General features: G+C 63.8%; 17 protein-coding genes. 10 read left to right on the forward strand and 7 right to left on the reverse strand.

What is annotated here, in order from left to right:
- Positions 1-39: 39 nt before the first annotated feature.
- From QQJ96_RS12445 to QQJ96_RS12465, 5 genes are all read right to left on the reverse strand, one after another.
- Positions 40-465 (reverse strand): GFA family protein, encoded by a 426-nt coding sequence (locus QQJ96_RS12445; protein WP_284332326.1) that lies wholly within the window; start codon positions 463-465, stop codon positions 40-42.
- Between the two features lie 37 nt (positions 466-502).
- Positions 503-1,210, reverse strand: coding sequence for a DnaA regulatory inactivator Hda (gene hda / locus QQJ96_RS12450; protein WP_284332327.1), 708 nt, complete (start codon positions 1,208-1,210; stop codon positions 503-505).
- On the reverse strand, positions 1,207-2,361 hold the full coding sequence (locus QQJ96_RS12455; protein WP_284332328.1) for an AI-2E family transporter: 1,155 nt from the start codon (positions 2,359-2,361) through the stop codon (positions 1,207-1,209). Before QQJ96_RS12455 ends, hda begins: the two co-directional genes overlap by 4 nt.
- Before the next feature lie 91 nt (positions 2,362-2,452).
- Positions 2,453-3,049, reverse strand: coding sequence for a CDP-alcohol phosphatidyltransferase family protein (locus QQJ96_RS12460; protein ID WP_284332329.1), 597 nt, complete (start codon positions 3,047-3,049; stop codon positions 2,453-2,455).
- 15 nt (positions 3,050-3,064) lie between these two features.
- Positions 3,065-4,057, reverse strand: a complete 993-nt coding sequence (locus QQJ96_RS12465) for a DUF2066 domain-containing protein (RefSeq protein ID WP_284332330.1) — start codon at positions 4,055-4,057, stop codon at positions 3,065-3,067.
- Between the two features lie 99 nt (positions 4,058-4,156).
- Here QQJ96_RS12465 and purM point away from each other — a divergent pair, with 99 nt between their 5' ends.
- From purM to QQJ96_RS12480, 3 genes are all read left to right on the forward strand, one after another.
- Positions 4,157-5,185 carry a phosphoribosylformylglycinamidine cyclo-ligase gene (gene purM / locus QQJ96_RS12470; RefSeq protein ID WP_284332331.1) on the forward strand — a complete coding sequence of 343 codons (1,029 nt, stop codon included), beginning with the start codon at positions 4,157-4,159 and terminating at the stop codon, positions 5,183-5,185.
- Positions 5,186-5,265: 80 nt separating this feature from the next.
- Positions 5,266-5,928 (forward strand): phosphoribosylglycinamide formyltransferase, encoded by a 663-nt coding sequence (purN, locus tag QQJ96_RS12475; RefSeq protein WP_284332332.1) that lies wholly within the window; start codon positions 5,266-5,268, stop codon positions 5,926-5,928.
- A gap of 42 nt (positions 5,929-5,970) precedes the next feature.
- The gene (locus tag QQJ96_RS12480; RefSeq protein WP_284332333.1) at positions 5,971-6,675 is read left to right on the forward strand and encodes a DUF3108 domain-containing protein; all 705 of its coding nucleotides are present in this window, start codon (positions 5,971-5,973) and stop codon (positions 6,673-6,675) included.
- 127 nt (positions 6,676-6,802) lie between these two features.
- Here QQJ96_RS12480 and murA read toward each other — a convergent pair whose 3' ends face one another.
- Both murA and QQJ96_RS12490 read right to left on the reverse strand, forming a co-directional pair.
- Positions 6,803-8,062 carry a UDP-N-acetylglucosamine 1-carboxyvinyltransferase gene (gene murA / locus QQJ96_RS12485; RefSeq protein ID WP_284332334.1) on the reverse strand — a complete coding sequence of 420 codons (1,260 nt, stop codon included), beginning with the start codon at positions 8,060-8,062 and terminating at the stop codon, positions 6,803-6,805.
- A 40-nt stretch (positions 8,063-8,102) separates the two neighbouring features.
- Positions 8,103-8,342: a BolA family protein gene (locus QQJ96_RS12490; RefSeq protein ID WP_284332335.1), complete on the reverse strand. Its 240-nt coding sequence runs from the start codon at positions 8,340-8,342 to the stop codon at positions 8,103-8,105.
- Between the two features lie 169 nt (positions 8,343-8,511).
- Here QQJ96_RS12490 and QQJ96_RS12495 point away from each other — a divergent pair, with 169 nt between their 5' ends.
- From QQJ96_RS12495 to hpf, 7 genes are all read left to right on the forward strand, one after another.
- The gene (locus QQJ96_RS12495) at positions 8,512-9,522 is read left to right on the forward strand and encodes a KpsF/GutQ family sugar-phosphate isomerase (protein ID WP_284332336.1); all 1,011 of its coding nucleotides are present in this window, start codon (positions 8,512-8,514) and stop codon (positions 9,520-9,522) included.
- 19 nt (positions 9,523-9,541) lie between these two features.
- Positions 9,542-10,084 carry a KdsC family phosphatase gene (locus QQJ96_RS12500; RefSeq protein WP_284332337.1) on the forward strand — a complete coding sequence of 181 codons (543 nt, stop codon included), beginning with the start codon at positions 9,542-9,544 and terminating at the stop codon, positions 10,082-10,084.
- Positions 10,081-10,743 (forward strand): LPS export ABC transporter periplasmic protein LptC, encoded by a 663-nt coding sequence (lptC, locus tag QQJ96_RS12505; RefSeq protein WP_284332338.1) that lies wholly within the window; start codon positions 10,081-10,083, stop codon positions 10,741-10,743. Before QQJ96_RS12500 ends, lptC begins: the two co-directional genes overlap by 4 nt.
- Complete coding sequence (gene lptA / locus QQJ96_RS12510) at positions 10,727-11,260, forward strand: lipopolysaccharide transport periplasmic protein LptA (protein ID WP_284332339.1); 534 nt, start codon at positions 10,727-10,729, stop codon at positions 11,258-11,260. Before lptC ends, lptA begins: the two co-directional genes overlap by 17 nt.
- A gap of 14 nt (positions 11,261-11,274) precedes the next feature.
- Entirely contained in the window at positions 11,275-11,994 is a 720-nt protein-coding gene (gene lptB / locus QQJ96_RS12515; protein WP_284332340.1) for an LPS export ABC transporter ATP-binding protein, read from the forward strand.
- Positions 11,995-12,238: 244 nt separating this feature from the next.
- Complete coding sequence (locus tag QQJ96_RS12520; protein WP_284332341.1) at positions 12,239-13,717, forward strand: RNA polymerase factor sigma-54; 1,479 nt, start codon at positions 12,239-12,241, stop codon at positions 13,715-13,717.
- A gap of 170 nt (positions 13,718-13,887) precedes the next feature.
- Entirely contained in the window at positions 13,888-14,211 is a 324-nt protein-coding gene (hpf, locus tag QQJ96_RS12525; RefSeq protein ID WP_284332342.1) for a ribosome hibernation-promoting factor, HPF/YfiA family, read from the forward strand.
- Positions 14,212-14,360: the final 149 nt, after the last annotated feature.

The raw sequence follows: 14,360 nt of genomic DNA on the forward strand, positions 1-14,360 counted from the left end.
TGCTCCTTGATGAAGTACCTGCTTGAACGATTCGGGCGGTCAGCCCAATTCCTGGTGCTGCGGCAAATCGTCGGTAATGGTGTACCACGCTGCCTTGGAGCCTACATAGATGTGCGCAGTCGGCCGTATCGAGGGCTCATCGACCAGCGTGCCCAGCGTGACATGCACGTACTGCCCATCGCGGACCACCGAATACAGCAACGACCCGCATCGCCTGCAATGTGTGTCATGCCCCTGCTCGTCGCCGAACATCGACAAGGCTTCCTGGCCTTTCACCACGTTGAGCTTGTCCCGCTCGATTCCGGCAAATGGCTTGAACGCCGACCCGGTAGCCTTCCGGCATTGTGAGCAATGGCAGTTCAACGCGTAGAGGAAACGATCCTCGACGCGATAACGGACATCGCCGCACAAACACTCGCCCGTAAGCATTCGAACCGGGCTCGTTTCCGAAACATCCGCGCTCATCTCCTTGACTCCTCTGCCGCTGTTCGCCGTGGCAAGTTCAAGGCGGTGGCTGAGTTGCCTCGCGCAAGAACGTCCGCAGAAAAGGTACGGTAACTCGCCGCTGCGCCGCCAGTGACGCCTGATCGAGGCGATCGAGCAGATCCAGCAGCGCACCCAGATCGCGCGCATAACGCGCGAACAGCCAATCGAGCACTACATCGTCCAGCTCGATGCCACGCAGCGCGGCTTGTTGCTTGAGCACTTCGCGGCGTTCGCCATCGTCCAGGGGTTTCAAGGCGAACTGCGTGCAAGCACCCAAGCGGGAGCGCAGATCCGGCAGCGTGAGCGGAAGCTGTGTCGGGGTAGCCTGTGCGGTGAAGATGAGCGACGTGCCTTCGGCGCGGGCGCGATTGTAGAGATCGAACAACGCATGCTCGGCTTCGCGCTCCCCTGCCAGCGCGTCCAGATCGTCGAGCGCTATGAACTGGCTGCCCGCGACGCCGCGAATCGCCATGAAGTGCTCGCGCAGATTCCGCAACGGCAAATACTGCACCGTTCGCCCGGCTTCATGCGCGGCCTGGCAGGCGGCCATGAGCAGGTGACTCTTGCCGCTGCCGGTTGCTCCGCTCAAGTACAACCAGGGCGCGCCGGGCTGCGCGGCAAGCCCCTGCACGGCGGCCAACGCCGCAGCGTTGGCACCGGCGTAAAAGTGTTCAAAGCGCTGGCGGCGAGGCCAGCGCAATCCCAAGGGAAGTTGCACAGTCATGGCTTGTCGCGATGATCGGCGACCGGCACTGCCGGGACAGCGTCGCGGCCTTGTTCCACGACCACCTCGACTTCGGCAAGGGCGCTGTCAGGCTCGCCTTTTTCAGTGTACAGATCGCTATGTCGATAGCGCTCCGCGAGGTAGCGCAGCAACACCAGTATCACCGACGCCGCCGGCAAGGCGAGCAGCACACCAAGAAAGCCGAACAGGTAGCCACCGGCCAGCACGGCAAAGATCACCGCGACGGGATGCAGGCCGATCTTCTCGCCCACCAACCGCGGCACCAACACGTAGCCCTCAAGCAACTGCCCGATCACGAACACGCCCACCACCATCAGCAGGTGCGTCCAGTCGCCATGCTGCACCAGCGAGGCGATGATGGCCGCGACAAAGCCGGTGATGAAGCCCAGATACGGCACAAAACTGAGCAAGCCCGCCACCATGCCGATCAGCGGGCCCACTGAAATTCCCACCAGGGTCAAGGCCACGCCGTAGTAGATCGCCAGCCCCAGCATCACCAGCAATTGCCCGCGCACGAAGGCGCCGAGCACGACATCCGATTCGCGCGCCAAGTGCGCAACGGTGGGCTCGACGGAGCGCGGCAGCATACGGTCGATCCACGCCACGAGGCGGTCCCAATCGCGCAGCAAGTAGAACCACACCACCGGAATCAACACCAGGTTGGTCAGCCACGCGACTACGCCGACGCCGGAGCGGGAAATGGTGCCCAGCACGGTGCCGATGGAACCAAGGTGCTGCTTGAACTGGTCGACCAGGCGATCGGTGTCGAACGCCTGGGGATCCAGATGCAGCTTGGCCTGCAACCACGGCAGGGCTCGATCCTTGGCCCATTCCACGTAATGCGGAAAGTTCTGCACCAGGTTCTCGACCTGCCGTGCGATCAGCGGCACCAGCAACAGCAAGGCCGCCGCGATCACCAGGATCAGCACCACGAACACGATGCCCACCGCCAGGGAGCGCCCCATGCCGAGCCGCTCCAGCCGATCGGCCAGCGGATCGCTGAGGTAGGCCAGCATGGCAGCCACCGCGAACGGCATCAGCACCGGCGCGAGGAGCCACACCAGCAAGCCGATGGTGATGATGATGGCTAGCATCTGCCAGCGGCGGGACGTCTCTTGGCTTATGGACACGCTTTAGCTCGTCAGGGAGGCGAACACCGGTCAAGTGTGGCTGATGTGGAGAGCTGTTCAAAGCCTTGCAGTCTTACTTGAAGCTCCCCTCTCACCCCAACCCGCTCCCCGGAGGAGACAGGGTGTTGGCATGCCGGACCTGCCAGGCGCGCCGCGACCAGTACAGCAGGTAATGCAGGCCACTGGCCACGCACAGCACCGCCACCAGCCAGGTGAGCGACGATGAGCGCAGCACTGGCCAGTACGAAAGCGCCAGCAACACCGCCAGCAAATAGATGATCTGCGCCAGCGTGCAGGCCTTCGACAACAGACTGGGCCTGGGCTCGATCGGGCCGATCAGCACGCGCCAGCCCAACGCCCCCAGGGCGATGACCAGGTCGCGCCCGCATACGATCGCCGCCAGCCACAGCGGCACCTGCTGCCGCCACGCCAGGATCACGAAGCAGGCGACCAGCAGCAGTTTGTCCGCGATCGCATCGAGCATGCCGCCAAGCCGGCTTTGCCAGCCGTAGTGCCGCGCCAGAAATCCATCCAGCCCGTCCGATGCGCCAGCCACTGCTACCAAGAGCAGCGCGCGCGACCACTGTTCATACCAAAGCAGCCAGCAGATCGGCGCCACCAGCAGCACGCGCAGCATGGAGATGGCATTGGGCAGATGCCGCCAGGGCGATTGCGACGCTAGTGGCATCGCAGCGACCGCTGCTCAATGGAGCCAGCGCAGGCTGGCATCCGCGCCATCGTGCGAGCTGCCTTCCATGACCCGGCCGCCTGCCGCCAGATTGGTCACCAGGCTGGCCAGCGGCATGCCCGCCTTCACCGACAACAGCACGCCGTCATCCTGGGCACCCTCGGTGTAGACGCTACGCACCGAAGGATCGGCACGCAGGGTGGCAAGCAGGTTGGCGTAATCCATGGCCGAATGCAGTCCCGATACCCACAGCTTGCCGCTCACGTCCCCAGTGGCGATTACGTTGAGCGCCTGGCCCAACCGGTCGGCAGCACTCTTGCCGGCATCGGCGAATAAACCGTTCTGGTCGTTGCCCTGTGCGCTCCAATGCTGCGGCTGGCCGCCGCTGACCAGGGTCCAGTCGGCACCGTCCGCATGCAGGTCGCCGATCAGCACCAGGCCGGTGTGATACAGCCGGCTGGTCCCGGACAGGGCGGCGGGGTCGGCACTGCTCAGCTTGTCCAGGTCCGGCAGCTGCGACGGATCGGCGTAGCTGACCTGATAGCCTCGCTTGTTGATCTCGACGGTGAGCGCAGCCAGGTCGTCCTTGCCAAGCAGGTGACCATCGCCGGCCTTCACGACCAACAGCAGTGGCGGCTTGACGCCAGCCGCGGTGGCACCGAGCTGGGTAACCAGGCGTTGCACCGCTCCCTGGTCGAAGCTGACATTCAGCGTAAAAGTCGGCGGGTTGCCGCCATCGGCCTGGTATTGGAACTGCTTCACAATACCCGCGGCATTCTGCATGGCTTCGGCATAGCCGGCCTTGCTGCTCAGGTCCTGGCCCCCCGAGACGCGCACCAGCACCTGCCCGAGCGCCGACTGAAACGCCTGGCTACGCTGCGCCGCGCTGGTGTCCGGAACCGGCACCACGACGCTATAGGGCGAATTGGTCTGCGCTGGCGTCACCGGGGCAAACCCCAGGACGAGACCAAACAGCAGCAGGGCTATCGGCAAACGTGGCAGGCGCATGGCAGGGGGCCGTGTTCAGGGTCGGGGATCGGGCAAAAGTCTGCCCAATCCTGCTCCTAACGTCTATCATTGGACGTTTCTTCTTTCGTCAGGTTGGCCATGTCCGACGCCCTTACCTACCGCGCTGCAGGCGTGGATATCGATGCCGGCAATGCCGTGGTCGAACGCATCAAGCCGCTGGTGAAGCGCACTTTTCGTCCCGAAGTGATGGGCGGGCTGGGCGGTTTCGGCGGCCTGTTCAATCTGGGCACGCGCTACAAGGAGCCGGTGCTGGTTTCGGGCACCGATGGCGTGGGCACCAAGCTCAAGCTGGCGCAGCAGCTGAACCGGCATGACACCATCGGCATCGACCTGGTCGGCATGTGCGTGAACGATGTGCTGGTGCAGGGCGCGGAGCCTTTGTTCTTCCTGGACTATTTCGCCACCGGCAAGCTGGACGTGGAAACCACGGTGGCCGTGGTCGGCGGCATCGCCAAGGGCTGCGAACTGGCCGGCTGCGCATTGATCGGCGGTGAGACCGCCGAGATGCCCGACATGTATCCGCCGGGCGAGTACGACCTGGCCGGCTTCACTGTCGGCGCGGTGGAAAAAGCTGCACTGCTGAGCGGCGACGGCATCGTTGCCGGCGACGTGATCCTCGGCGTGGCATCATCCGGCCCGCATTCCAATGGCTACTCGCTGATCCGCAAGATCGTGGATCGCGCAGGCAACCCGCTGGAACTGGATCTTGGCGGCGTAAAGCTGGCCGACGCCCTGATGGCGCCGACGACGATTTACGTGAAGGCGATGCTCGCACTCCTGCAAGCAGCCCCCGTGCATGGGATGGCCCACATCACCGGCGGTGGCTTGAAGGAAAACATCATTCGCGTGGTACCGGATGGCCTCGGGCTGCATATCGATGCTTCCGCCATCGTGCTGCCGCCGGTGTTCGACTGGTTGATGCGCGAGGGCAAGGTGGCGCGCGAAGAGATGTGGCGCACGTTCAATTGCGGCGTGGGCTTCACCGTGTTGCTGCCGCGCGATGCGGTTAACGCCGCATCGGACCTGCTCGCCAAGCATGGCCTCAAGAGCTGGGTGATCGGCGAGGTGGTGCAGGCGCAAGGCGACGAGCGCGTACACATCGGCTGATAGCTTCAATCTATTCGTTGTTTTCAGCCTCATGCCCGCGCAAGCGGGCCTGAGCAATACCTCCCAATTCGCCATCCGACATGCCTACCCCTCTGCGCATCGCAGTCCTCGCCTCCGGCCGCGGCAGCAACTTCGCTGCATTGCTGGCTGCGCGCGAACGTGGGGAGCTGCCGGTGGAATTCGTGCTGGTAGCCACCGACAAGGCGGCGGCACCGGTGCTGCAGCTCGCACAAATGGCGGGTATTCCAACCATGGTGCTGGATCCGCGCGACTACGCCGATCGGCGCGCTTACGATTTCGCGCTGTTCGATCGTATCGGCGCCAGCAAGCCCGATTTGCTCGTGCTCGCCGGCTTCATGCGCATCATCGACGGTGAAGCCTTGAAGCCTTGGGTTGGACGGATGATCAACATCCACCCTTCCCTGTTGCCCAAGTATCGCGGCCTGCACACGCACCGACGCGCACTGAAAGCCGGTGACCTCCAACATGGCGCCAGCGTCCATTACGTAACGGCCGAACTCGACGGCGGCCCGGTGATCGCGCAAGCCAGCATGCCGGTCGAAGCCGGCGATGATGAGAGCACACTGGCCGAGCGACTGCTGCCGCTGGAGCATCAACTGCTGCCCGCGGTCGTCGCATTGATTGCCGCCGGGCGGCTGGCACTGGGCGAGAATGGCATCGTTTTCGACCAGCAAGCGCTTGACCAGCCATTGCGGTGGCAGGACGGCCAGTTGTTGCGCTGATTGCCATCGGGCGTTCAGGATTCGCGCGTACACTCCCGAGTCATGCGCACCCACAATCTCACTCGCTCCCTCATTGCCGGCCTTGCGCTGGCCGTCTCCACTGCCGCATTCGCCGCCCAGCCAACGCCGTTCACCGCCACCTACAAGGTTTCACGCCAGGGCGAAGCGATGGGCGAAGCGACCATTACGCTCAAATCGCTCGGCAACGGCGAATACGAATACAGCAACCAGATTCACGGCACCTCCGGCCTGGCGGCGATGCTGGGTGCCAATTCCAGCGACATCACGCGCTTTCGCTGGAACAACAATGCGCCGGAGACCGAAACGTATACGTCCAAAGTCGTCGCGTTGAAGACCAGGCAGCGCACGATGCAGGTGGATTGGCATAGCAATCAGGTACGCGTCGAAGACAACAAAGGTGCGGACAGCTACACCGCCGCGCCAGGCCTGGTCGATCGCAATACGATGTCATACGCGCTGGGCTTGGCTCTGCACGACGGCAGCCAAAGCGTGACGTTGCCGGTGGGTGTGAAGCAACGCGTAGAGCAGCAGCAGTACAAGGTGCAGGGCAAGGAAACCATCAACGTCCCCGCCGGCAGCTTTCAGGCCGAACGGGTGACACGCGCCGATTCGGACAAGCATTTCGACGCCTGGTACGTGCCCAAGCAGTATCCGATGCCGGTGAAGATGGCGCAGAGCGACGGGGGGAATTTGACCTTGGAGCTGGTGCGCTTCAGCTCGCCATAAACTCCCGGAGTGCGTAGGCTGGGATGGCAATCCCAGCATCCAGAAGGCCGCGAGGGAAGCTGGGATTGTCATCCCAGCCTACGGCTTAGCCTGAGGCCGTCATGTGGTTATGCCGCCAGATGGGTGCTTAGGTCGGCAAACGGCGAATACGCGCGCCCAACGTACTGAGCTTCTCTTCGATGTTCTCGTAACCGCGGTCGATGTGATACACCCGATCGACCGTGGTATCGCCTTGCGCCACCAGCCCAGCCAGCACCAGGCAGGCCGACGCACGCAGGTCGGTCGCCATGATCGGCGCGCCGCTCATCCGGTCGACGCCGCGGATGATCGCGGTATTGCCTTCCAGGCGAATGTCCGCGCCCAGGCGCTGCAATTCATGCGCGTGCATGAAGCGGTTTTCGAACACGGTTTCCGTGATGATGCCGACGCCATCGGCCACGCAGTTGAGCGCGGTGAACTGCGCCTGCATGTCGGTGGGAAAAGCCGGATACGGCGCCGTGGTGATGTTCACCGCTTTCGGACGGCGGCCCTGCATGTCCAGCTCGATCCAGTCCGGGCCGGTTGAAATATGCGCGCCAGCCTCTTCCAGCTTCGCCAGCACCGCGTCCAGCGTGTTGGCGCGCGCGTTGCGGGCGCGGACCTTGCCGCCGGTCATCGCCGCACCGACCAGGAAGGTGCCGGTTTCGATGCGATCGGGCAGCACTTCGTAGTGACCGCCATGCAGGCGTTCCACGCCATGGATCACCAGGGTGGAGGTGCCGGCGCCCTCGATCTGCGCGCCGAGCGCATTGAGGCAATGGGCCAGATCCACTACTTCCGGTTCCTGCGCCGCGTTCTCGATGACGCTGGTGCCGGAAGCCAGCACGGCAGCCATCATCACGTTCTCGGTGCCGGTCACCGTGACCATGTCCATCACGATGCGCGCGCCCTTCAGGCGCTTGGCGCGAGCCTTGATGTAGCCGTTCTCGACGTCGATCTCCGCGCCCAGCGCCTGCAGGCCGCGAATGTGCTGATCCACCGGACGCGAACCGATCTGGCAACCTCCGGGCAGCGAGACTTCGGCCTGGCCGAAGCGAGCCACCAGCGGCCCCAGCACCAGGATCGAGGCGCGCATGGTCTTCACCAGCTCGTACGGCGCGAAATAGCGGTCGGCGGAGCGCGGGTCCACCTGGATCTTCATGCGGTCGTCCAGCACCAGCTGCACGCCCATCTGGCCGAGCAGTTCCATGGTGGTGGTGACGTCATGCAGGTGCGGGACGTTGCTGATCGTGACCGGTTCGTCGGCCAGCAGACACGACGCGAGGATGGGCAGTACGGCGTTCTTGGCGCCGGAAATGCCCACTTCGCCGCGTAGCGGCTCGCCGCCGCTGATCAGAATTTTTGCCATGGGGGAATCCTTGAAATAAGTGACGCCGGAGGCGATGGCGTCAACGGCGCGCAGCGGCTTCATCGGGCGTCAGGGTCTTGAGCGCGAGGGCGTGGATGGCGCCCCCCATGAGGTCGCCGAGGGTGGCGTACACAAGCCGATGCCGCGCCAAGGGCAGCTTGCCCTGGAACTGCTCGGCCACCACTTCGGCCTCGAAGTGCACCCCGTCGTCGCCCTGCACGCTTGCCTTTGCGCCGGGCAGGCCCGTTTCAATCATTGCCTGGATGCTGGCTGCGTCCATCGGTTTCCCAAGTACTTACGATGCTGAACGCCGGCTGCCGAGGGGTACCGGGCAGACCATGGGCGACAGGCATCAAGATAGAATGCGAATATGCCATGTTAATGGAAATCCGCTGTCGCAGAAACGACACAGTGTGTCGCCGCCCTGTCCAGCCCCCTGCCGAGGACGCATGAACTCACCCATCGCCAAGCCCAAGTCCACCCGAATGGATGCCGCCGCCATCGTACGCAGCGCGCGCACGGTCATCGCCACCGAAGCGGCCGCCATCCGGGCGCTGGAGCCGCGCGTCGACCAGACTTTTGTCGACGCCTGCCGGCTGATCCTGGGCTGCAAGGGGCGCGTGGTGGTTACCGGCATGGGCAAATCCGGGCACGTGGGGCGCAAGATCGCCGCCACCCTGGCCTCCACCGGCACGCCGGCGTTTTTTGTGCATCCGGGCGAGGCCAGCCACGGCGACCTGGGGATGATCCTGCCGCAAGACGTGGTGCTGGCCCTGTCCAATTCAGGCGAAACGGACGAAATCCTGTTCATCCTGCCGGTGATCAAGCGCCAGGGGATTCCGCTGATCGCCATCACCGGCAATCCGGACTCCTCCCTGGCCGGCCAGGCCGACGTGCACCTGGATGCCGGCATCTCGGCCGAAGCCTGCCCGCTCGGCCTGGCCCCTACCGCCAGCACTACCGCCGCGCTGGTGATGGGCGATGCGCTCGCCATCGCGCTGCTGGAAGCGCGCGGATTCACTTCCGAGGACTTCGCGCGTTCCCATCCGGCGGGCAGCCTGGGACGTCGCCTGTTACTGCACATCAGCGATGTGATGCACACCGGTCCGGGCGTCCCGATGGTTGCTCCGGATGCCTCGCTCACCGAAGCCCTGATGGAAATGACCCGCAAGCATCTGGGCATGACCGCCGTGGTCGACCACGAACAGCGTTTGCTGGGCGTGTTCACCGACGGCGACTTGCGTCGCGCGCTGGACGACGATGGCGTGGACCTGCGCAATGCGCATGTCAGCGACCTGATGACGCGCGGGCCGAAGGTAATCGGTGCCGACAAGCTGGCGATCGAGGCGGCGCAACTGATGGAGAAGTACCAGATTCACGCCCTGCTGGTGGTCGACGATGCGCAACGCGTGGTCGGCGCCCTCAACATCCACGATCTGCTGCGCGCACGCGTGGTCTAAAAAAGTTTCGGATTGCCGCATGGACTATCTCTCCAACCTGCCTGCCGACGTGCTCGCCCGCGCGGCCAAGATTCGCCTGGCCGCGTTTGACGTGGATGGCACGCTCACCGACGGCCGCCTGTGGTACAGCGAAAGCGGCCATGAAACCAAGGTATTCCACGTGCACGACGGCCTCGGCCTGAAACGCCTGCAGGTACATGGCATCCAGGTAGCGATCGTCAGCGCGCGCATCAGCCACCCGGTCGCCCTGCGTGCGGAAGAACTCAACATCGCGCACGTGTACCAGGGCCAGTCCGACAAGCGCGAATGCCTGCGCCAGATGCTGGAAGCCCTGGAACTTACGCCCGAACAAGCCGCCTTCGTCGGCGACGACCTGCCCGATCTGCCGGCCATGAACCTTGCCGGCCTCGCCATAGCCGTCGCGAACGCGCACCCATGGGTGGCGCAGCGCGCGCATTGGCAGACGCGCCTGGGCGGCGGCATGGGCGCCGTGCGCGAGGTGTGCGACCTGCTGCTGCACGCGCAAGGCAAGAGCACGGCAGAACAGGAGCACTGGCGGTGAAACTGCGCCAATACCTGCGCGATAACCGCATTACCGTTACGATCGTGCTGCTCGCGATCGCCGCACCGGCCAGCTGGCTGCTGCGCAGCTGGGTGGTGGGCGCGCCGCCGAGCAACGAATTCATCGGCCCGCCGATTGCCGATTACGTGCTCTACAACTCCACCGTATGGAGCTACGACGTCGACGGCTTGCCCAGCTTCAGCATGACCGCGCCGCGCATGGATCGCCGCGGTGGCGACGAGTCGCTCTACATCAATGCGCCCGTGTTCGAGCTCACCTCGAAGAAACCCGGCGTGCCGAACTGGCATGGCAACGCACCGTACGGCTGGGTCAACCGGGGCGGCACGGAAATGCGGCTGGACGGCGCGGTGTATATGTATCGCCCTGCCTATGCGCAGGGTCCCATGGCAACATTATGCACCTCGAATGTCAGGGGCTGGCCGAAGGAGAACCGCATGGAAACCGCGGACCCGGCCACCATGACGCAAGGACCTAGCGTAATGAACGGCGTCGGCCTGCGTGCCAGCCTCAACGATAACCATCTGGAGTTGCTCCATGACGTGCACGGCATCCTGTATCCGCGCCAGAACACCACAGCTAAGCCTGCTGACTGCCGGGCTATTGCTGCTACTGCAACCGGCAATGGCAAAGCAGGATGACCGCAACCAGCCGATCCACGTGGTGCACGCGGACAGTTTCGACGGCTACAACCAGCCCAACAGCATCAGCACCTTCACCGGCAAGGTGCTGATCACGCAAGGCACGTTGAAGCTGACCGGCGAGGTCGCAAAAATCTATACCGCGAAGGAAGACACCTCGGTCGATCACCTCGACGTGACCGGCACGCCGCAAAAGCGTCCGCACATCGAGCAGATCGACGACAACGGCAACCTGATGACCGGCGACGCCGACCAGCTCCATTACGACAACGTCAACGGCATCGCCGTCCTCACGGGCAATGCCAGCGTGCACCAGCAGAACAAGGGCGAGGCCCATGGCGCCAAGCTCACCTACAACACGCAGACCAGCTACATGGTGGGCGAGAGCGGCAGCACCGGCCAGGTCATCATGACCTTCCTGCCCAAGCAGAAGCCGCTGCCGCCACCGAAGCATGGCGCCGCACCGGCCAATCCGCCCGCGCCCGCCAAGCCGGCGGCGTCGTCCAGTACCCCTTAAGGAACAACCGCTACATGCTTTCCGCAGAAGGCCTGCAAAAAAGTTTTCGTGCGCGCCAAGTAGTGCGCGACTTCGCGTTCTCGATCCGCCAGGGCGAGGTGGTGGGCCTGCTTGGCCCCAACGGCGCCGGCAAAACCACCTGCTTCTACATGATCGTGGGCTTGATCGAAGCGGATGCCGGAGCGATCAAGCTCGACAAGCAGGACATCACCGGCCTGCCCATGCATTCGCGCGCCAAGCTCGGCATCGGCTACCTGCCGCAGGAGGCTTCGGTGTTCCGCCGCCTCAGCGTGGCGGACAACATCATGGCCGTGCTGGAACTACGCGAAGGTCTGGATCAACGCAAGCGCGACAGCGAGCTGGAAAGCCTGCTGGACGAGTTGAAAATCGCCCACATCGCCGGCCAGAAAGGCATCAGCCTGTCAGGCGGCGAACGCCGCCGCGTGGAAATCGCACGCGCGCTCGCCGCGCAACCGCGCTACATGCTGCTGGACGAACCGTTCGCCGGCGTCGACCCGATCTCGGTGGGTGAAATCCAGCGCATCGTGCGTCACCTGAAGGAACGCGGCATCGGCGTGCTGATCACCGATCACAACGTACGCGAGACCTTGGGCATTTGCGATCGCGCTTACATCATGAACGAGGGCGAGGTGCTTTCGCGTGGCACGCCCGCGCACATCCTGGCGGATGAGCGGGTGCGCGAAGTGTACCTGGGACGCGAATTCCGCTTGTAAAGGCTCGGTACATCAGGCTGCCCGCAAGCCATCCAGACAGTATGCGGGCGGCGGCGTGCGCAAAAAGTGCAGGGCAAGCTGCGCACCCAAAAACAAGCTAAATACTCCAAGTTCGGCCGGCGCTCAAGCCCAATCTGCGCGACTTCACATCCGTACATGCTGCCCCCATATCCCCGCCACGACAACTATGGCCGGCTTCCCGTCGAAGGGTTAGGATGAAGCCAGCTAAACCCTTCTGGCAGGCATGAAACCAGGGCTTCAGTTCCGTCTCAATCAACAGCTGGCTCTCACGCCGCAATTGCAACAGGCCATCCGGCTGCTGCAGTTGTCGCAACTGGAGCTGGCCGCCGAACTGCGCCAGCTGGCCGAGAGCAATCCACTGCTCGAATTCGAGGAGGACGCTTCGGGGGAACAGGACGAGGCCCAGGCCGACGGCGAATACGACACCGAGTTCGAATCGCTGGGCTCCGTGGGCAGCGACGCGGCATCCGGCGCCAGCGACACCAACGACGAAGCCCCGGAGTGGACGGAACCGGAGATCAGCTCCGACGAACCGATCGACTTTTCCAGCAGCAACGGCAGCGGCAACGGCTCGGGCAATCGCGACGATGAAGGCATGGAGCCGCAGAGCGCTACGGCTGAGTCGCTGCAGGAACACCTGCTGTGGCAGCTCAATCTCACGCCGATGGATCCACGCGCCAAGGCGATCGCCACCGTGCTGATCGACGCGCTGAATACTGATGGCTACCTCGCCGAAGGCGTCGACGCGGTACTCGCCGCGCTGCCGCCTCACTTGAAGGCTACGGCCGAAGAAGTCGAAGCCGTGCGCCGCCGCTTGCAGCAGTTCGATCCGGCCGGCGTAGCCAGCATCGATCTTCCCGACTGCCTGCGCGCACAGCTCGAACAGTTCGATCCGAGCACCCCCTACCGTGAGCTCGCCTTGCGCATCGTCCAGCACGAACTGGAGCTGCTGGCGCGCAACGACATGGCCAAGCTGGCTCGCCGACTGCACGCCACCGAAGAGGAAACCGCCGGCGCGGCGATCCTCATCCGCAGCCTGGATCCACGTCCGGGCGCGGCGATGGATACCACGCCGGTGGAATACGTGGCGCCCGACGTGTATGCGCGCAAGGAAGGTACGCGCTGGCGCGTGCTCATGAATCCGGACAGCCAGCCCAAGCTCAGCCTGAACCATCACTACTGCGGCCTGATTGCCCAGGCACGCGGCGAGGATGCCAGCTGGATGCGCGGCCAGCTGCAGGAAGCACGCTGGCTGATTAAAAGTTTGGAGTCACGTGCCGAAACACTCCTGAAGGTCGCCGAAGCGATCGTGCGAAGGCAAAGCGCTTTCCTGGACTACGGTCCGGAAGCGATGCAGCCGCTGGTGCTGCGCGAAGTGGCCGAGGAGGTGGGTATGCATGAATCGACAATTTCACGTGTTACCACACGCAAATACATCCACACGCCGCGTGGCACCTACGAGCTGAAGTATTTCTTTTCCAGCGGCGTGTCCACCGAAGACGGCGGTAGCGCGTCTGCCACGGCCATCCAGGCCATGCTGCGCAAGCTGGTCGACCACGAAGATCCGCGCAAGCCGCTCTCCGATCAGGCGCTCGCCGAGGAGTTGCACAACAAGGGTATCCAGGTCGCGCGCCGTACGGTCGCGAAATACCGGGAAATCCTGCGTATCCCCAGCTCCAGCGAGCGACAGCGTAGCAGCTGAAATTCCCACCCCGGCACCACCTAAGGGAACTTGCAGCCTGGCGGAACAATCCCATATGCAGAGTAAGGTCTAGCTTCACGGTGCAACGATCGACTTCAGGTTTTGAAGTTTTCGATCCGCGCGCCGATCAACGCCGCCATTGGCGGCCAGCTCTAAGAAGGAGGCGTACCATGCAATTCCAACTGAGTGGCCAAAAGATCGAAGTCACCCCGGCCTTGCGCAACCATGCTCAAGCCAAGCTCGATCGATTGACCCGCCTCGACGAACGCATCGTTGGTCTGAACGTCGTGCTCTCGGTCGACAAGCTGCAGCACTGCGCCGAGGGCACCCTCAAGGTTCCGGGCAAATCGCTGCACGCCGAGGCCACCGGGAAGGACATGTACGCATCCATCGACGTCCTGTTCGACAAGCTGGTCGAACAGCTGCGCCGCTACCGCGAAAAGCTGTGTGACAAACATCCGCAGGAAGTGCGCGAAGCCCGGCAGTACGGTTGATTGACTTGTCCCCACCCTCCCCTCCGGGGGACCTGATTAGCGTCGAGTCTCAGCTGGTGATTTAGACAGGGGAGATCCTGGCGGCGCTCTCTGTGGAGGCGCCGCCATGCCTATGAATCGAGTGCAGTTTCAGCCTGGGTTGTCTTTAT

It is taken from the genome of Dyella flagellata (assembly GCF_030160275.1).
In the GTDB taxonomy this organism is placed as follows: Bacteria; Pseudomonadota; Gammaproteobacteria; order Xanthomonadales; family Rhodanobacteraceae; genus Dyella_B; species Dyella_B flagellata.